Origin of the sequence: Bradyrhizobium cosmicum, from assembly GCF_032290525.1 — a bacterium.
In the GTDB taxonomy this organism is placed as follows: Bacteria; Pseudomonadota; Alphaproteobacteria; order Rhizobiales; family Xanthobacteraceae; genus Bradyrhizobium; species Bradyrhizobium cosmicum_A.
Map to the genome: position 1 here is coordinate 268408 of NZ_JASXTA010000002.1, position 18437 is coordinate 286844.

Sequence of the window (18437 nt, forward strand, 5' to 3'; positions counted from 1 at the left end):
ATCGTCGCCGGGCGAGGTGCGGGGCGACGTCCCGCACCAGCTCGAAGTCTTCAAAATGTACATTGATGGCGAATGGTGCGAATCCATCTCCGGGCGCTGGCTGGAGACCAGTAACCCGTTCACGGCAAAGCCATGGGCCGTCATTCCCAGGGGAAATGCGGAGGACATCGACAGGGCCGTGCAGGCGGCCAATCGCGCCTTCGTGGCCGGCCCGTGGGCGAGCATGCATCCGAGCGATCGCGGCGCGCTGTTGAATCGCGTTGCCGACCTCATCGCTGCGAATGCGGAGCGGCTGGCCGAGCTTGAAGTTCGCGACAACGGCAAGCTCAGGGTGGAGATGCTCGGCCAGATGAGATATCTGCCGCGCTGGTTTCAGTACTACGGCGGCCTTGCCGACAAGATCGAAGGCCGCATGCCACCGACCGACAAGAAAGGCATGCTTCACTACGTCTCCTACGAGCCGATCGGCGTCGTCGGGGCGATCACGCCGTGGAATTCGCCGCTGCTGCTCACGGTCTGGAAACTCGCACCCGCGCTTGCCGCCGGCAACACCGTGGTCATCAAGCCGTCCGAATTCGCGTCGACGTCCCTGCTCGCCTTGGTCGAACTGTTCGAGCAGGCCGGCTTCCCGAAAGGCGTGGTCAACGTCGTCACGGGCCTGGGCGCCGAGACCGGGGAGCCGCTCGTCGAGCATCCATTCGTCGACCGGATTGCCTTCACCGGGGGCAACCTTGCCGGGCGCAAGATCTATGAAGCGGCGGCACGGCAGTTCAAGCGCGTCTCGCTCGAGCTCGGCGGCAAGTCGCCGAACATCGTATTTGCAGATGCAAGCATCGAGGATGCGGTCAAGGGCGTCATCTCCGGCATCTTCGCCGCGAGCGGGCAGACCTGCATGGCCGGCTCGCGGTTGCTGTTGCATTCCTCGATCCACGACGCGTTCCTCTCGCGTCTTGTCGAGGTGATGAAGGCGGCGCGTCTCGGCGATCCCAACAGCCCCGAGACCGACGTCGGACCGGTTGCAACCGAGCAGCAGTTGCAGAAGGTGCTTCACTACATCGAGCTCGCCAAGCACGAAGGCGCCCGCTGCGTTCTTGGCGGCCGGCGCGCGTTTCGGCCGGAATGCGGCGACGGCTGGTTCGTGGAGCCGACCATCTTCGCCGATGTCACCAACGGCATGCGGATCGCGCGCGAGGAGGTGTTCGGGCCGGTCCTCAGCGTGATCAGATTTGATTCCGATGACGAAGCGGTCGCGCTCGCCAATGACACGCCGTTCGGCCTTGCGGCAGGCCTCTGGACCACCGACCTTGGCCGCGCGATCGCGCTGCCGAAGCGGCTGCGGGCGGGGACTGTCTGGGTCAATGCCTATCGCGTCGTCAGCTATCTTTCACCCTTCGGCGGCTTCAAGGAATCCGGAATCGGCCGGGAGAACGGGCTCGATGCGATCTACGAATATCTGGAGCCGAAGAGCGTCTTCATCAATCCGACGCCGTCGATCTCCAATCCGTTTACGTTGCAGTAGGAGGGGAGCAGTCAGACGCGGCGGCGCCGGATGACGAGGTAATAGGCGCATGGAGTCCTGCCCGCATTGATGAAGCGGTAGGATTCGCGCACATCGAAGTAGAAGGAGTCGCCGGTATCCAGGACGTAATTCGCTTCGCCCGTCTGCACCGTCAGCTGGCCTTCGTGCACGACCAGATATTTTTCGGTCGGCACCTTGTAGGGCGGCAACTCACCGGAGGATTCGCCCGGCGGAATTCGGTGCAGCAGGAATTCGAGGTCGTTGTCCAGGTGGGACGGCGACAAATTGTGGCGTTCGAAGCCCGTCTCGGGATCCCTAAAGGCCAATCGGTTGGCTTTGCGGATCACCGCGACCTGCGCGGGATCGGGCTCGGCGCCCATCAGCGTGGACATCGAGACATTGAGCCCCTTGGCGATGCGCACGATGATGGCAAGCGTCGGGCTCTTCTCGCCGCGTTCGACCTTCGACAGCATGGCGCGGCTGACGCCCGATTGCGATGCAAATTCCTCCAGCGTCAGGCCCGCCTGCGTCCGCAGCCGCTTCACCCGGCTGCCGAGTTCGATGATGATGGCATCGTCGCCCGTGCGGCCGGCGCGCGGCTGCCGCGATTTCGTCGGCGTTTTGCGGGAAATCGCACCCTCGTTGCCGGGCGCTTCCGAAGTCTTGTGTCGTCGTGCAGGCAATCTGTCGTGCATGCGACGCATATTTTCAGAAGTTGGGGCGGCTCACAAGGTTGTATGTGCCGCGGCTCTCGCTGAAGGGCAGTTCTGCCGCATCAGATCGTCTGCGGCTGTCCGTCACGGCGCCGTGCCGTGACGAAAGCGTCTCACGAATTGACGTGGACGAAATCCCGCAGCAGCGGATAGATCTCGTTATTCCAGCGCTTGCCCGAGAACACGCCGTAATGGCCGACGCCGGCCTGCATGTGGTGGACGCGGCGATAGGCGCGCACGCCGGTGCAGAGGTCCTGCGCCGCCAGCGTCTGGCCGATCGAGCAGATGTCGTCCTTCTCGCCCTCGACCGTCATCAGCCCCATGCGGCTGACGGCCTTGGTGTTCACCGGCCGTCCCCGATGCATCAGCTTGCCCTGGGGCAGGAGATGCTCCTGAAACACGTCGCGCACGGTCTCGATGTAGAACTCGGCCGGCAGGTCCATCACGGCGAAGTATTCGTCGTAGAAGGTCTTGATGCTGGCCGCCTTCTCCTTCTCGCCCTTGGCGATGTGATTAGCGAGATCCATGTGCTGCTTGATGTGGCGCTCGAGATTCATCGAGACGAAGGCGGTCAGCTGCACGAAGCCGGGATAGACTTTCCGCAGCGCGCCGCGGCATTGCACCGGCACGTAGTTGATCAGGTTCTTCTCGAACCAGTCGATCGGCCTGCTCTTGGCGAACTCGTTGACCCTGGTCGGCTGGATGCGCGTGTCGATCGGCCCTGCCATCAGCGTCAGCGTCGCCGGCCGAGAGGGGTGATTGCCCTCGCACATGACCGCGGCGGCCGCGAGTGCCGAGACCGACGGCTGGCAGATCGCGACCATGTGCGGGCGCGGGCCGAGCTGGCCCAGGAAATCGATGAGGTGATCGGTGTAGTCGTCGAGCCCGAAGCGGCCCTCGCTGCGCGGGATGTCGCGCGGATTGTGCCAGTCGGTGATGTAGACGTCGTGGTCCTGCAGCAGCGTCTTCACGGTGCCGCGCAACAGCGTCGCGAAATGGCCGGACATCGGCGCCACCAGCAGCATGCGCGGCTGCTCGCCGACGCCTTCCTTCTTGAAATGCAGCAGCGAGCCGAACGGCGTCGCGTAGGCGATCTCCTCGCTGACGGCGACCTCGCGATTTCCGACCATCACGCTGTCGATGCCGTAGGCCGGGCGGTGATAGGTGAGGGTGGAGCGCGAGATCAGCTCCAGTGCGGCCGAGAGCCGGCCGACCACCTGATCCGACATGCCCTGCGGCACCAGATGCAGGAATCTGAGCGCGGACGAGGCTCCCGCCCGCCACGGCGCCGTCAGGTCCATATGGTTCTGAAACGCCTGATAATACATCGACATCATACTGGAGTGCCCACCTGTCCCATGCTGCCATGCAATATCGAAGCCAGACCCGAGTCAAATCGCCCGGAAAACTGGCACGTCGCTTGCTGCTGAACGGGTGGGAAGCACAGGTCATGGGCACGCCGCGCGCCGGGCGGAATGCCGGTATCAGGCGTGAGGGAAGGGCCATATGGCGAAGGCGACACTGACCATCAGCAGCAAGAACTACTCGTCCTGGTCGCTGCGTGGCTGGCTGCTGACGAAATTTTCCGGACTCGATTTCGAGGAGATCGTGACCGCGCCGGACGACGCCTCGGCGCGCGCCGAGATTTTGCTGCTGTCGTCCTCGATCCTGGTGCCGTGCCTACGGCACAATGGCGCCACGGTCTGGGACACGCTGGCGATCGCCGAATACCTCAACGAGGTCATGCCGGATGCCGGGCTATTGCCCGCAGACCGCGTCCAGCGCGCCCATTGCCGCTCGATCTGCGGCGAGATCCATTCCGGCTTCACTACGCTGCGCGCCTCGCTGCCGGTCAATCTGAAGGGGCACTTTCCAGGCTTCAAGATCTGGTCGCGCGCGCAGGCCGACATCGACCGCGTCTGGGCGATCTGGCACGACTGCCTGGAGAAATCGGGCGGGCCGTTCCTGTTCGGCGAAAGGCGCACCATGGCGGATGCAATGTACGCCCCCGTGGTGACGCGCTTCGTGACCTATGACGTCAAGCTCGATCCGCTCCTGAAGGCCTATGCCGAGACCATCATGGCCATGCCCGAGATGAAGGATTGGATCGCGGCGGCGAAGGACGAGCCGGCCGAGATCGAGGAGCTCGAGGTCGAATATTAGGCAGCCACGCGCCGCCCTGCCTGTTTTTGGAGCGAAGCTCAAAGCTGCCGCACCGGCCGCCATGTCATTGAAGCCGTTAACCTTTGACGCCGGCCGATACGTGGGCCGGGCTCATGCACTGCGCAGATATTGTATACTTACGCGCCGCCGTTGCGACATCTAGCCGTGAACAGCCGTGGACAGGGCCTTGCGGCCGATTCGGACGTGATTCGTTCGGGCCGCGTTCCGTTCGTTAAGCCGGAGCGCGGTCCCGTCGCATTCCGGGACAGCGGCTTCCCGTCAGGCCGCGCCCGAATGCTTCACGCGCGGCAGGCGCCAGCCGATCACGGTCGCCTCCACCGCAACGCCGGCTGCATCGTTCTGCCAGCGTCCCTCGACATAGCGACAGGCGAACGGCAGTTGATACGTTCCGCTGTGATCCTCGCACAGCACTTCGACCGGCAGGCCAGCCGGTGGTTCTCCCGCGCCGTCGAATTCCGCCAGACGTCTATCGCGCGTTGCCATTCCAAAAATCTCCCCTAATCAAAGTCGCGGAAAGAGCGCCCATTTCTCCCGCGCACGGTTCACTTCCCCGTCCCGGGGGAACAAGCCAAGCTCAACGCGAGAATGCGGTACGAGTGTGGTAGCCTCGACGGGCTGCGCGCAAACAGCGCACATTGCCGTGATCGTTGACGGAGGAACCTGCATGCTGCTTCGAAGTGCCGGCACTTGTTTCGCGATGTTGCTGCTCGCCACGCTGGCGGTTGGGCCGGTCCGCGCGCAGGACGTGCCCGGCATCGAGATCTGCACCGTCGAGAAGACGATGGAGCGGCGCACGAGCTGCCTGCAGAGCAATGTCGACTTCCTCCAGAAGACCATCACCAAGCTCAGCCTTGATCACCAGCAGAAGCTCGATGCCGCGGCTCGCCAGATCGACGCGTTGAAAACGACGGTGGCCGGCTTGCAGAAGACGCTCGGCGATCTCCAGACCGCGCAGGCGAAGATCGTGGAGGATCTGAAGAAGAAGCAGGACGCGCCGCCGCCGAAGGATGCGAAATGACGGCCGTGTCCCGGACGCGGCGCAGCGTGAAACGCTGCGCCGCAGAGCCGGGACCCAGCGCCACGTGATTGCTGTGAGATGGGCCCCGGCTTAGCAGCGCACCACGCCGCAAAGGGCGGCGCGCTGCGCTGCATCCGGGGCACGAGACAGAGCAACGCCGATCAAGCGAAGCCCCTCACGCTCGCCTAAACCGGCCTTGCTTCGAATGGAGCCTGGACCGCCATGAACCCAGCCCAGCGCGCGCTCTGGTATGTCGAGAGCCATCTGGCCGAGCCGATGACGCTCGACGAGATCGCTGCGATATCAGGCGTGTCGCGGTTCCACATCGTGCGGGCGTTTGCCGCAGCCACCGGCCTGCCGGTGATGCGGTACGTGCGCGCGCGGCGGCTGACCGAAGCGGCGCGCAGTCTTGCGAACGGCGCGCCGGACATCCTGTCGCTGGCGCTGGAGGCGGATTACGGCTCGCACGAAGCATTCACCCGCGCGTTCCGCGACCAGTTTGGCACCACACCCGAAGCGGTGCGGGCCGCGAAATGCACCGGCCATCTCAAGCTTCAGGAGCCGATCCTCATGGATTCCACCATGCTCGATACTCTCGCCCCGCCGCGTTTCGAAACCGCAAAGGCCTTCCTCGTCGCCGGCATTGCCGAGCGCATCTCCTGCGACAACGGCGCGATCATCCCGGGGATGTGGCAGCGCTTCCACCAGGAGGTCGGCGACATTGCGGTGCGTGTCGGCCAAGGAAAAAATCAAGTCGCCTATGGCATCTGCTGCAATGGCGACGATGCCGGCAATTTCGACTACATCGCCGGTGTCGAGGTCGCTGATTTCTCCGACCTGCCGCGCCGCTTCGGCCGCATCCGCATCTCCGAGCAGCGCTATGCGGTGTTCACCCACACAGACCACGTCGCCTCGGTCCGCCGCACCGTCAACACGATCTGGAATCAGTGGCTGCCGGCCTCCGGCCTGGAGGCCGCAGACGCGCCGAATTTCGAGCGCTATGACGAGAAATTCGATCCGGCGACCGGCAACGGCGGCTTCGAGATTTGGATACCCGTGAAGCACTGACGCGCAAGGCTGGCATACCATCCGGCTTGCTTGGCAAGCGCGAGCGACTTTGTCATAACCGCAGGCAAATCTTGCGTGTGGGGCCCGTGCCGGACATCCCGTGCAAGCCATAACAAGCAGCCGGGAGGGTCTCACATGTCCAACGTTCGCGTTCTCGCCACCGACCTCGAGTTTCCCGAAGGGCCGGTCGTGATGCCGGACGGCTCGGTCGTTCTGGTGGAAATCCGCGGCCAGCGCCTGACCCGTGTTCATCCCGACGGCCGCAAGGAGATCGTCGCCAAGGTGCCGGGCGGCCCGAATGGCGCCGCGCTTGGCCCCGACGGCAAGATCTACATCTGCAACAATGGCGGCTTTTCCTGGATTCCGACCCGCAACATGATCATGCCGGGTCCGCAGCCCGACGATTATCTCGGCGGCTCGATCCAGCGTGTCGACCTGCAATCCGGCAAGATCGAGACTGTGGTGACCAAATGCGGCGCGCACGAGCTGCGCGGGCCGAACGATCTCGTCTTCGACAGGCACGGCGGCCTCTGGTTCTCCGATCTCGGCAAGCGCCGCGCGCGCGAGATGGACGTCGGCGGCATGTACTATCTCAAGCCCGGCATGACCGAGATCGTGGAGGTCGTGCACGGCGTGTTGCCGGCGAACGGCATCGGGCTGTCGCCGGACGAGAACACCGTCTACATCGCGGAGACGCCGACGGGGCGGCTCTGGGCCTATGAGCTGTCCGCGCCGGGCACGCTCAAGCCGCGCGACGTGATCTATCGCGGCGAGCGGGGCAAGCCGATCTGCGGCCTCGGCGGCTACCAGATGTTCGATTCGCTCGCGGTGGAAGCAGGCGGCAATGTCTGCGTCGCCACGCTCGTGTCCGGCTGCATCTCGGTGATCGCGCCCGACGGCACCCTGGTCGAGCAGGTCCCGACCGGCGACCGCGTCACCACCAATATCGCCTTCGGCGGCCCCGAGCTGAAGACCGCCTACATCACGCTGTCAGGCAAGGGCGAGCTGGTCGCCATGGACTGGCCGCGCGGCGGTTTGCCGTTGAATTTCTTGAACAGGTGACAATCGCGTAAAACGCGATTGTCATCCCGGGGCTATGCGGAGCATAGAACCCGGGATCTCGAGATTCCGGGTTCGGCTCTTCGAGCCGCCCCGGAATGACAACCATGAGGACCGATGAATGCCCTGGCCTGATCCCATCGCCCTGCGCGGACAGCACGCCTGTCTCGAGCCGCTGTCGCATCAGCATCGCGAGGGGCTGGTCGAGGCCGTCAAGGACGGCGATCTCTACACCATCTGGTACACCGCGATCCCGACGCCGGAGAACGTGGCCAAGGAGATCGACCGCCGGCTCGGTCTTCAGGCCACGGGATCGATGCTGCCCTTCACCGTGTTCGACGCCGGCGGCAGGATCGTCGGCATGACCACCTACATGAACATCGATGCTGCCAACCGCCGCGTCGAGATCGGCTCGACCTGGTATGGCAAGAGCGCGCAGCGCGGCCCGCTCAACACGCAGTGCAAGCTGCTGCTGCTCACCCACGCTTTCGAGACGCTGAACTGCATCGCGGTGGAATTCCGTACGCATTTCTTCAACCACCAGAGCCGCCGCGCCATCGAGCGCTTAGGGGCCAAGCAGGACGGCGTTTTGCGCAGCCACCAGGTCGCGCCGGACGGCACGCTGCGCGACACCGTCGTCTACAGCATCACCGCGGCCGAATGGCCGACCGTGCGTACGCATTTGAATTATCAACTCAACGACAAGCCGCGCTGAGCGACGGCCGAGGCAACATGGACAGATTCGATTATGTGATCGTCGGCGCGGGCTCCGCCGGTTGCGTGCTTACCAGCCGGCTGAGCGAAGATCCCAACACCAGCGTTTGCGTGCTCGAGGCCGGGCCCAGCGATTGGCATCCCTACATCCATCTGCCGGCAGGGTTCATCAAGACCTTCCACATGAAGAGCATCAACTGGGCCTACCAGCAGGAGGTCGGGCCCTGGACCGGTGGCCGCAGCATCTACGCGCCGCGCGGCAAGACGCTGGGCGGCTCGTCCTCGATCAACGGCCATATCTACAATCGCGGCCAGCGCATGGATTTCGACACCTGGGCCCAGATGGGCAATCGCGGCTGGGGCTATGCCGACGTGCTGCCGTATTTCCGGCGGCTGGAGAAGCGGGTCGGCGAGGGCGAGGACATTTATCGCGGCCGGGACGGCAATCTCATCGTCACCACCATGAACTGGCGCGATCCGCTGTGCGAAGCCTTCATGGAAGGCGCGGTCTCGCTCGGCATTCCCCGCAATCCCGATTACAACGGCAAGACCCAGGAAGGCGTCTCCTACTGCCAGCGCACCATCAACAACGGCCTGCGCGTGTCCGGCGCGACCGCGTTCCTCAAGCCCGCGATGAAGCGGCCGAACGTGCATGTGCACACGCATGCGCACGCGACCGAGATCATCTTCGAGGGCAAGCGCGCGGTCGGTGTGCGCTACATGAAGGGCGGCTCTGGCGGCACGCCGGTCGAAGTGCGCGCCAACAAGGAAGTGATCCTCTCCGGCGGCACCTATAATTCGCCGCAGCTGTTGCAGCTCTCCGGCATCGGCTCGCCTGATCTGTTGCAGGCCCACGGCATTGCCGTGCGCCACGCGCTGCCGGTCGGCGAAGGCCTTCAGGATCACTACGCGCCGCGCACGGTGGCGCGGGTCAAGGACATCAGGACCATCAACGAGCTTCGCCGCGGCTGGCGGCTCTGGGTCGAGGCGATGAAGTGGGCGACCGCGCGCCGCGGCCTGCTGTCGCTGTCGCCGACCATGGTCTATTGCTTCTGGCATTCCGGCGAGAGCGCGGAGAGCTCGGACCTGCAGCTCACCTTCACGCCGGCGTCCTACAAGGAAGGCGTGCAGGGCCAGCTCGAGGACGAGCCGGGCATGACGGTGGCCTCCTGGCAGCAGCGCCCCGAGAGCCGCGGCTATGTCCGCATCCGCTCGGCCGATCCGTTCGCGCCGCCGATCATCCAGACCAACTATCTCGACGCCGAGCTCGACCGCCGTGTCATCGTCGCCGGCATGAAGCTCGCGCGGCGTTTGCTGAAGTCCGCGCCGCTGTCGCCATACTATGCCTACGAGGATTTCCCCGGCCCCAACATCAACACCGACGACGAATTCCTGGCCGCCGCCACCGAGCGCGGCACCACCACCTTCCACCCTGGCTGCACCTGCCGCATGGGCCCGGCGGACTCGACCTGGGCGGTGGTCGACGACCAGCTCCGCGTCCACGGCCTCCAAGGCCTCCGCGTCATCGACGCCTCGGTCATGCCGCGCATGATCTCGGCGAACCTGAATGCCTCCACCATGATGATCGCCGACCGCGCCTCGGATCTGATCCGCGGCAAGCAGCCGATGGAAGCGGCACGCGTGCCGGATGCGGCGGTGGCGTAGCAAAGATCTCGTGCCCCGGACGCAGCGCAGCGCTTCCCCGGCGATGCGAAGCATCGTCCGATGCAGCGGTGCGCTGCAGAGCCGGGGCCCATCTCACCACGACCTTCGTGCGCCTGCTGGGTCCCGGCTCTGCGCAGCAGCGTTGCACGCTGCAGCGCGTCACGTGAGTGCGTCGTAATTGGGGCGGATCGTCCCGTCGGGCAAAACACCTGGCACCTCGTCAACCCCACCTTGCAAAAATATACCACTTTACCGAAATTCGGAATTACGGCATACATCGAAACAGCCCGGCCCACGAAGAGGGGCGGTTCGCGAGTCGTTCGAAACGCGGGCCGGGTTGCGGTGGACGCGGCAGCGTCGGCACGACCGGTAGCGGGCAGGGCGGGTAGTCCCTGTGAGTCCGCGGCCACGTGCGGACGAACGGCGCTGAGCGCGTACGGCAAAACCGTGTGGTCCTGGCCGTCGTTGCTACGGTCAAGCCTTCGCGGAGATGTGCGCGAGCCCAACCGGGCAGACGGCATCATCCAATTCGCGGGGCGAGGGAGGCCAGAAGGAACTCGGCTCCCGGGAGAGCACGGCATAAGCCGTCCGACCACTGCGCAGGGAAGGCCGGGCGTTCGGCCGCACCTGTATGCCGCTGTGCAGTCCTTTTGCGCTATCTGCGCACAGCGGACCGCGGGTGCCAAGCCGGCACCCGGCCTTCCCTGCGCCCTCTTTCTTTGAGGGGCGATGAACGAAGCACGGCTCGGGCGAAATGCGCCGCGAGGATGCGAGCGTGTGTCTGCGATCCAGATGCGATTTGGAAGATGGCGATGCGGCACCTTGCTCGGTGTCATCGCCCGGCTTGACCGGGCGATCCAGTATTCCAGAGGCGGTTATGATTGAGTCGAGAAGCCGCGGCGTACTGGATTCCCCGCCTTCGCGGGGAATGACACCGGAAGGTGGAGTGACAGCGGAGTGCGCTCGCGCCTACACTTCCCGTCGGCTCAGGAACGCCAGCCGCTCGAACAGATGCACGTCCTGCTCGTTCTTGAGCAGTGCGCCGTGCAGCGGCGGGATCAGTTTGCGCGGGTCGCGCTCGCGCAATTGCTCGACGCTCATGTCTTCGTTGAGCAGCAGCTTGAGCCAGTCGAGCAGCTCGGAGGTCGACGGCTTCTTCTTCAGCCCGGGCACCTCGCGCACCTCGAAGAAGATGCGTAGCGCCTCTTCGACCAGGCGCTTCTTGATGCCGGGGAAGTGGACGTCGACGATGCGGCCCATCGTGTCGGCGTCGGGGAATTTGATGTAGTGGAAGAAGCAGCGGCGCAGGAAGGCGTCGGGCAGCTCCTTCTCGTTGTTGGAGGTGATCATCATGATCGGGCGCTGCTTGGCCTTGATCGTCTCGCCGGTCTCGTAGACATGGAATTCCATGCGGTCGAGCTCGAGCAGCAGATCGTTCGGGAATTCGATGTCGGCCTTGTCGATCTCGTCGATCAGCAGCACCGGGCGCTGCTCGGCGGTGAAGGCTTCCCACAGCTTGCCGCGCTTGATGTAGTTCTTGATGTCGGAAACGCGGGCATCGCCGAGCTGGCTGTCGCGCAGGCGCGACACCGCGTCGTATTCGTAGAGGCCCTGCTGCGCCTTGGTGGTGGACTTGATGTGCCAGGTCAACAGCGGCGCATTCAGCGCCTTCGCCACTTCCTCGGCCAGCACCGTCTTGCCGGTGCCGGGCTCGCCCTTGATGAGCAGCGGGCGCTCCAGCACGATCGAGGCATTGACGGCGACCTTGAGATCGTCGGTCGCAACATAGTCCTTGGTGCCGGTAAATTTCATTGCGCGTCCTTGTTGGGTCGCTGGCCGAGACATGGCTCCGGTCGCGACATGGGAACGGCCGCGCAAGGCGGCCGTTCCTGGTTCGGTCAGGCTTTCAGACCCGTTTTATCAGCGAAAGGATGATGAGCACAATCTCTCCGCCAATCCCGCCCGGCGGACAATCCGGCCCAGAACTCGTAGGGCCGGGTCTTCGGGGCGCCCCTTGACGCCGAGAATCCAAAGGGCAATCTGTCTCCCATGTTCCTGCAATTCTTCACCTCTCTGCGCGACGCGCAGGTCCCCGTGACGCTGCGCGAATACCTCACGCTGGTGGAGGCGCTCGACGCCGATCTGGCGGACTATTCGGTCGAAAATTTCTACTATTTGTCGCGCACCGCGCTGGTGAAGGACGAACGCAACCTCGACAAGTTCGACCGCGTCTTCGGCACCGTATTCAAGGGGCTGGAAAGCTTGCTCGATGCGATGGAAGGCGCCGAGATCCCCGAGGAGTGGCTGAAAAAGCTCGCCGAGAAATACCTGACCGACGAAGAGAAGAAGCAGATCGAGGCCATGGGCTGGGACAAGCTCATGGAGACCCTGAAGAAACGGCTCGAGGAGCAGAAGGGCCGGCACCAGGGCGGTTCGAAATGGATCGGCACCGCCGGCACCTCGCCGTTCGGCGCCCACGGCTACAATCCCGAAGGCGTCCGCATCGGCCAGGAGAAGAACCGCAACAACCGCGCCGTGAAGGTGTGGGACAAGCGCGAGTTCAAGGACTTGGACGGCAATGTCGAGCTCGGCATCCGCAACATCAAGGTGGCGCTGCGCCGCCTGCGCAAATTCGCGCGCACCGGCGCGCCCGACGAGCTCGATCTCGACACCACCATCCGCGAGACGGCCAATCACGGCTATCTCGACGTGCACATGCGCCCCGAGCGGCGCAACGCGGTGAAGCTGCTGGTGTTCTTCGACATCGGCGGCTCGATGGATGCGCATATCGAGCAGGTCGAGGAGCTGTTCTCGGCGGCGAAGAGCGAGTTCAAGCACATGGAGTATTTCTACTTCCACAATTGCCTCTATGAGGGCGTGTGGAAGCAGAACAAGCGCCGCTTCACCGACCGCACGCCGACCTGGGACGTGCTGCACAAATATCCGCACGACTACAAGATCGTGTTCGTCGGCGACGCCTCGATGTCGCCTTACGAGATCATGGTGCCGGGCGGCTCGGTCGAGCACGTCAACGAGGAGCCGGGCTCGGTCTGGCTCGACCGCATCATCCGCACCTACCCGCATGCGGTGTGGCTCAACCCCGTGCAGCAGAAGCACTGGGACTATTCGGAATCCACCACCATCATCAAACGCATCTTCGCCAATCGGATGTACCCGATCACGATCGAGGGGCTGGAAGGTGCGATGAAGGAATTGACGCACTAGCCACACGCGCCGTCATTCCGGGACTCGCGCAGCGAAAACCCGGAATCCATCAGGCGGCGGTTCCAGTGGAGAAATGGATTCCGGGTTCGCGCTACGCGCGCCCCGGAATGACGAGAAGAGGGAGATACGAACAATACCCCAGACCATCACCCGCGGCATCAAGGCGCTGATCGACGAGGCCAATGCCGAAATCGAGACGCTCAATGCTACGGATGCGATCGAGATCTCGAAGAACGGCGACGTCGTCATCGTCGACATCCGCGATCCCCGCGAGATCGAGCGCGATGGCCGCATCCCGGGCGCGTTCGCCTGCACCCGCGGCATGCTCGAATTCTGGATCGATCCGCAGAGCCCCTATGCAAAGCCGGTGTTCCAGGAGGACAAGAAATTCGTCTTCCATTGCGCCGGCGGCCTGCGCTCCGCGCTCGCCGCCAAGACCGCGCAGGACATGGGCCTCAAGCCCGTCGCCCACATCGCCGGCGGCTACGCCGCCTGGCGCGATGCCGGTGGGCCGACGGAGCAGTGGGAGCCGAAGAAGAAGGGGTGAGGGGTGCAGTGCTGTCGCTCCAATCTCCGGCGTCATTCCCCGCGAAGGCGGGGAATCCAGTACGCCGCGGCCTCTCGGCCCAATCACAATCGCCTCTGGAATACTGGATCGCCCGGTCAAGCCGGGCGATGACAGCGGAGTTGGATGCGCACTGCTTCAGCCTCGCTCGCATTCCGGAATGACCACAAGGAAAGTCCTCGCATGACCACCGACCCCCTCGTCTCCACCGAATGGCTCGCCGCCCATATCAACGACGCCGACGTCAAGGTGCTCGACGCCAGCTTCAAGCTGCCGGGTGTGCTGCCGCTGCCGAAGGACGACTATCTCGCCGCGCATCTGCCGGGCGCGGCCTTCTTCGACGTCGATGCGGTGTCGGATCATTCCAACCCGCTGCCGCACATGTATCCGAGCGCCGAGCAGTTCGGCCGCGACGTCGGCAATCTCGGCATCTCCAATGCCGACACCGTCGTGCTCTACGATGCCGGCGGCTGGGTCGCGGCGCCGCGCGCATGGTGGATGTTCCTGGCGTTCGGCCACAACAATGTGCGCATCCTCAATGGCGGCCTGAAGAAGTGGCGCGCTGAAGGACGTCCCGTCGACAGCGGTGAGGTCAAGCCGAAGCCCGCAACCTTCAAGGCGAGCTACGATGCAAAGCGCGTGCGCAGCATGCAGCAACTTGTCGCCAACGTTGAAAGCCGCAAGGAGCAGGTGATCGACGCGCGCGCTGCCGATCGCTTCGAAGGCCGTGCCCCCGAGCCGCGCGCGGGCATCCGCTCCGGCCACATTCCCGGCGCGCGCAACGTGCCCTACAATCTGCTGTTCGACGCTGCGACCGGCACGATGAAGCCGCTCGAGGAGTTGCGCGCCGCCTTCACCGGCGCCGGCGTCAAGCTCGATGCGCCGATCGTGACGAGCTGCGGCTCGGGCGTGTCGGCCGGCGTGCTGACGCTCGCGCTCTATCGCTTGGGGATCACCGACACCGCGCTCTACGACGGCTCGTGGTCGGAATGGGGCCAGGAGAACGGTCCGCCGATCGCGACCGGGCCGGCGTGAGCCAACTACTGGCGCGTCCGCGCGGTTGTCGTGCTGAGCGTGGTCTGCTGTCCAAACGGATCGAGCTGCTGCTGTAGCTGCTGAGGCGGCGGACGCCGGACGATGCGGTGGCGTTTCTTCGCCTTCGCCTTGCGCTTGATCGCCTTGCTGTCCGGCGTGCTGGTGTCGGCCTTGACCTTCGCTGGAGCATCCTTCGCGGCCGTGATCGCCGGTTCGTTCAGCGCGGCGAGCTTGCCCGCGGACGTATCGGGCACGGCCGATGCCGTAGCGATCGTCGTCTCTGTCGAGGCGGGCCTGGCGTCGGGGATGGTGGCTGTGGTGTCGGCCGGACTGAGCGTGTCGGCGGGCGCCGGCGCTGCGGCTTCCGTCGTGGTGTTGGTGCTGGCCAGTTCGGCAGTCGGGGCGGCCTCCGCGACCTGTGGCTGCCCATCGGTCTCGCTCGTCACCGCAGCGACCGGCTCGGGCTCACTCGCTGGCAGCCCTATGGTCGGGATCAGGTCGCGCACCGACGGCGCGGGCTCCGCGACCTCCGGCTCGGCCCGCAAAACCGCGAGCACCGGCTGGGCCGGCCCGGCGGCTTGCGCAAACACCTGCTCCTGCGGGCCGTTCCGCCAGGAGGGGTTGCTGACATACTGCTCATGGGTCGCCCGCAGCAATGCGGCGGCGCCGAGGCCGAACACGAGGATGGAGGCTGACAGCAGGATCGCGGCAAACAGGAAGCGAAAGCCGGGAAGCATCGGACAGGTTACAAATTTCCGCCCCGGCGGCGTGGTGGCCAGGGCCCATGAGCCATCTGAACGCGGTGACGGTACTGATTGCCGCATTCGCCGCGCGGGAATGGAAGCTCAAAGCGGAGGCGAATCAGGCTGATTCGAACATATCGCAACGCTTCTGCGCCGTTCCTTAAAAAACCGGGCCGAAGACTCCGGTCATCTACGGCTTGATCCGATTTCTGCCCCGTGATGCAACGGGGCAACGGTGTGCGCCTGCATCACAAATCGCCGAAGCAGGCACAAATCGCCTGTAATGTCTTGAATGTGCCGCTATCTTCGGTCATCTGGCCGTTAACGGTCCGGACGGGGCCCGGGGTCTATACAAGAGCGATGATGATCAAACATTTTCTGACGATATGCGCTGCCGCAACGGTCGCTGCGGCGGGAACCTCGCTCGCACAGGCCCAGAGCTATCCGGTCCAGCAGGCGCCGAGTTACGGCGCCCCGGCTGAATATCGCCCCGGTGACCGCACGCCGAGTTTCGACGCGCTGGAAGATGACGACGACGCGATGCCGCAGGCCTCGTTGCCGCCGCCCGGTCCGATCGACGATCCGCGTTACGGCCGCCCGGCCGGCCCCCCGGTCTACTCCGCCGCTCCGCCGCAGGGGCCGGTGATGTCGCCGGATGATCCGCGTTATGGCCGTCCGGCCGGCGCTCCGGTCTATTCGGCCGTGCCGCCTCAGGGCCCTGTGATGTCGCCCGACGATCCCCGCTACGGCCGCCCCGCGGCTCCGCCTGCGGTGATCTATGCCGATCGTCCGGCTCAGGCACCCGGCAGGGATGGCCTGCGTCCGCCGGAGGCTATCGGCGGTCCCGCTGCGACCGGAACGGTTCAGTCGGGCCAGCCGCCCGTCGGTGCCGATGGCCGGCCGATGGCGATCGCTTCGCTGCCGCCCGAGGAGCAGCCTGACGCGGCTCCCGCGCAGTTGCCGCAGAACCTGCGCCGCCAGGAAGTCTCGCTGGCGACCAAGGAGCCGGCTGGAACGCTCATCGTCGATACCCCAAACACCTACCTCTATTACGTGCTCGGCAATGGCCGTGCGATCCGCTATGGCGTCCGCGTCGGCCGCGACGGTTTCACCTGGACCGGCGTGCAGAAGATCACACGCAAGGCCGAGTGGCCGGATTGGCATCCGCCGACCGAGATGATCGAGCGCCAGCCCTACCTGCCGCGCTTCATGGCCGGCGGCCCCGGCAATCCGCTCGGCGCCCGCGCGATGTATCTCGGCTCGACCGTCTACCGCATCCACGGCACCAACCAGCCCTCGACCATCGGCAAGTTCGTGTCGTCCGGCTGTATCGGCATGCTTAACGAGGACGTCTCCGACCTGTTCGATCGCGTCAAGGTCGGCACCCGCGTCGTCGTGATGCCCGGTGGCCCGCCGCCGGGAACGGCGACGGCGTCCGCTGCGCCGACGCCGGGCGCCGCTGGTCCGGCTCCGATGGCCGCTCAGGCCGGCCCGGTCCCGGGTACCCAGCCGACCGTGGTGCCGCCGCTGCCCGCGCCGGTCACCGTGCGCTGATTGCTTCCAGACGATTCAGATTGCGAAAGGGCGTGCAACCGGCGCGCCCTTCTTCCTTTCAGGCCAGCTTGCTTCGTGTCAGGCCAGCTTGCGCGGCAGCTCATTGCCCTTGATGAAGGCGTCGATCGCCTCGACCATCTGGCCGTAATGGATGCGCAAGCCGTCCTCGGTCGCGTAGCCGAGATGCGGCGTCAGCACGAGATTGTCGAGCTTGCGGAAGGGATGATCGACCGGCAGCGGCTCGATCGAGAACACATCCAGGCCGGCGCCTGCGATCTTCCGCTGCTGCAGGGCCTCGAGCAGCGCCTGCTCGTCCACGATCGGCCCGCGCGCGGTGTTGACGAGGAAGGCCGTCGGCTTCATCCGCGCGAGATCGGATGCTCCGACCAGCCCGCGCGAACGCTCGCTCAGCACCACATGGATGGTGATGATGTCGGCCTTGGCGAACAGATCCTCCTTGCTGGCGTAGCCGACGCCGGCGGCCGCACACTTCTCCGGCGTCAGGTTCGGGCTCCAGGCGATCACGTTCATACCGAATGCTTTTGCGATGCCGGCCATCTTGCTGCCGAGCTTGCCGAGCCCGACGACGCCGAGCGTCATTCCCTCGATCTCGACGCCGGCAAAGGTCTGCCACGGCTCGCCGGCATGCATGCGCGCATTCTCGCGGCCGATGCCGCGGGTCAGTTCCAGGATCAGGCCCATGGTGAGCGGCGCGGTCGGATCGCGTGAATATTGCGTGCCGCCGATGGTGACGCCACGCGCCTTCGCGGCTTCCATGTCGATCGCGGCGTTTCGCATGCCTGACGTCAGCAGCAGCTTCAGCTTCGGCAAGCTCTCGAACAGGTGCTTCGGGAACGCGGTGCGCTCGCGCATCGCGCAGACGATCTCGAAGTGGGCGAGCGCGCTAGCCGCGGCCTGCTCCGAGGCGAAGGGATGGCTGAACACGGCGACGTCGACGCGGTCGGACAGCCTTTGCCAGTCGGCGACGTCGAGGGCGAGGTTGAAATAGTCGTCGAGGATTGCACAGCGCAGCCGCGTCATCAGCGTTCATCCATGGCGGAAGGTGGAACCAGGCCATGGTTGCGCGCAATCAGGACCATGCGCAAGCCGTTCGCGACTTCAAAAATCCGACAGGTGAAAAGAGGTCAGAGGTCCCGGGGCTTGAGCCGGAGCGGCGCATCCATGCCGTGCTTGGCGCGCCAGGCGGGGCCGGGACCGCGCATGTAGTGCAACTCGGGCCGGTAGGGATTGAAGGCGGTGGCGAAGAAGCGTTTCCAGAAGCCCCTGACCTCGGACGCGAATCCTGACGCGTTTCCGGCTTCGGCCGGAACGGGAAAAGAGTGGGTCTCGATCAAAGCCATGATGGGCCTCGCTG

Annotated in this window: 19 protein-coding genes; 12 read left to right on the plus strand and 7 right to left on the minus strand. The window is 65.0% G+C overall.

Annotated features, from left to right (window positions below; genetic code table 11):
- Nucleotides 1-55 precede the first annotated feature (55 nt).
- Entirely contained in the window at nt 56-1519 is a 1464-nt protein-coding gene (locus tag QSV46_RS04975) for an aldehyde dehydrogenase (RefSeq protein ID WP_314947960.1), read from the plus strand.
- Nucleotides 1520-1530: 11 nt separating this feature from the next.
- Here the strand turns inward: QSV46_RS04975 and QSV46_RS04980 are convergent, their stop codons facing one another.
- Entirely contained in the window at nt 1531-2214 is a 684-nt protein-coding gene (locus QSV46_RS04980; RefSeq protein ID WP_314947317.1) for an XRE family transcriptional regulator, read from the minus strand.
- A gap of 131 nt (nt 2215-2345) precedes the next feature.
- Nucleotides 2346-3569, minus strand: coding sequence for a polyhydroxyalkanoate depolymerase (locus QSV46_RS04985; RefSeq protein ID WP_314947319.1), 1224 nt, complete (start codon nt 3567-3569; stop codon nt 2346-2348).
- A gap of 169 nt (nt 3570-3738) precedes the next feature.
- Between QSV46_RS04985 and QSV46_RS04990 the strand changes: the two genes are divergently transcribed.
- Nucleotides 3739-4395 (plus strand): glutathione S-transferase family protein, encoded by a 657-nt coding sequence (locus QSV46_RS04990; RefSeq protein WP_314947321.1) that lies wholly within the window; start codon nt 3739-3741, stop codon nt 4393-4395.
- Nucleotides 4396-4674: 279 nt separating this feature from the next.
- On the opposite strand, the gene QSV46_RS04995 is transcribed toward QSV46_RS04990, so the two are convergent.
- On the minus strand, nt 4675-4899 hold the full coding sequence (locus QSV46_RS04995; RefSeq protein WP_314947323.1) for a hypothetical protein: 225 nt from the start codon (nt 4897-4899) through the stop codon (nt 4675-4677).
- A gap of 181 nt (nt 4900-5080) precedes the next feature.
- On the opposite strand from QSV46_RS04995, the gene QSV46_RS05000 reads away from it, so the two are divergent.
- The 5 genes from QSV46_RS05000 (at nt 5081) to QSV46_RS05020 (ending at nt 9940) form a co-directional block, all read left to right on the plus strand.
- On the plus strand, nt 5081-5434 hold the full coding sequence (locus QSV46_RS05000) for a hypothetical protein (RefSeq protein ID WP_314947325.1): 354 nt from the start codon (nt 5081-5083) through the stop codon (nt 5432-5434).
- Nucleotides 5435-5656: 222 nt separating this feature from the next.
- The gene (locus QSV46_RS05005; protein ID WP_314947328.1) at nt 5657-6502 is read left to right on the plus strand and encodes an AraC family transcriptional regulator; all 846 of its coding nucleotides are present in this window, start codon (nt 5657-5659) and stop codon (nt 6500-6502) included.
- Nucleotides 6503-6637: 135 nt separating this feature from the next.
- Nucleotides 6638-7564 (plus strand): SMP-30/gluconolactonase/LRE family protein, encoded by a 927-nt coding sequence (locus QSV46_RS05010; RefSeq protein WP_314947330.1) that lies wholly within the window; start codon nt 6638-6640, stop codon nt 7562-7564.
- Between the two features lie 118 nt (nt 7565-7682).
- Complete coding sequence (locus tag QSV46_RS05015) at nt 7683-8276, plus strand: GNAT family protein (protein WP_314947332.1); 594 nt, start codon at nt 7683-7685, stop codon at nt 8274-8276.
- Between the two features lie 17 nt (nt 8277-8293).
- Nucleotides 8294-9940 carry a GMC family oxidoreductase gene (locus QSV46_RS05020; RefSeq protein WP_314947335.1) on the plus strand — a complete coding sequence of 549 codons (1647 nt, stop codon included), beginning with the start codon at nt 8294-8296 and terminating at the stop codon, nt 9938-9940.
- 969 nt (nt 9941-10909) lie between these two features.
- Here QSV46_RS05020 and QSV46_RS05025 read toward each other — a convergent pair.
- Nucleotides 10910-11752: an AAA family ATPase gene (locus QSV46_RS05025; RefSeq protein ID WP_008140272.1), complete on the minus strand. Its 843-nt coding sequence runs from the start codon at nt 11750-11752 to the stop codon at nt 10910-10912.
- A gap of 237 nt (nt 11753-11989) precedes the next feature.
- Between QSV46_RS05025 and QSV46_RS05030 the strand changes: the two genes are divergently transcribed.
- From QSV46_RS05030 to sseA, 3 genes are all read left to right on the plus strand, one after another.
- Nucleotides 11990-13165: a VWA domain-containing protein gene (locus tag QSV46_RS05030; RefSeq protein WP_314947351.1), complete on the plus strand. Its 1176-nt coding sequence runs from the start codon at nt 11990-11992 to the stop codon at nt 13163-13165.
- Nucleotides 13166-13298: 133 nt separating this feature from the next.
- Entirely contained in the window at nt 13299-13712 is a 414-nt protein-coding gene (locus QSV46_RS05035; protein WP_314947962.1) for a rhodanese-like domain-containing protein, read from the plus strand.
- Nucleotides 13713-13913: 201 nt separating this feature from the next.
- Nucleotides 13914-14765 (plus strand): 3-mercaptopyruvate sulfurtransferase, encoded by an 852-nt coding sequence (gene sseA / locus QSV46_RS05040; protein WP_314947353.1) that lies wholly within the window; start codon nt 13914-13916, stop codon nt 14763-14765.
- 5 nt (nt 14766-14770) lie between these two features.
- On the opposite strand, the gene QSV46_RS05045 is transcribed toward sseA, so the two are convergent.
- The gene (locus tag QSV46_RS05045; protein ID WP_314947356.1) at nt 14771-15502 is read right to left on the minus strand and encodes a hypothetical protein; all 732 of its coding nucleotides are present in this window, start codon (nt 15500-15502) and stop codon (nt 14771-14773) included.
- Between the two features lie 47 nt (nt 15503-15549).
- Between QSV46_RS05045 and QSV46_RS05050 the strand changes: the two genes are divergently transcribed.
- A complete protein-coding gene (locus QSV46_RS05050) occupies nt 15550-15672 on the plus strand; it encodes a hypothetical protein (protein ID WP_314947358.1) in 123 nt (40 codons plus the stop codon).
- A 199-nt stretch (nt 15673-15871) separates the two neighbouring features.
- Nucleotides 15872-17062 carry a L,D-transpeptidase gene (locus tag QSV46_RS05055; RefSeq protein WP_314947361.1) on the plus strand — a complete coding sequence of 397 codons (1191 nt, stop codon included), beginning with the start codon at nt 15872-15874 and terminating at the stop codon, nt 17060-17062.
- 78 nt (nt 17063-17140) lie between these two features.
- Here the strand turns inward: QSV46_RS05055 and QSV46_RS05060 are convergent, their stop codons facing one another.
- The gene (locus QSV46_RS05060) at nt 17141-18103 is read right to left on the minus strand and encodes a D-2-hydroxyacid dehydrogenase family protein (RefSeq protein ID WP_314947365.1); all 963 of its coding nucleotides are present in this window, start codon (nt 18101-18103) and stop codon (nt 17141-17143) included.
- Between the two features lie 104 nt (nt 18104-18207).
- A complete protein-coding gene (locus QSV46_RS05065; RefSeq protein ID WP_314947368.1) occupies nt 18208-18423 on the minus strand; it encodes a hypothetical protein in 216 nt (71 codons plus the stop codon).
- Between the last annotated feature and the right edge of the window lie 14 nt (nt 18424-18437).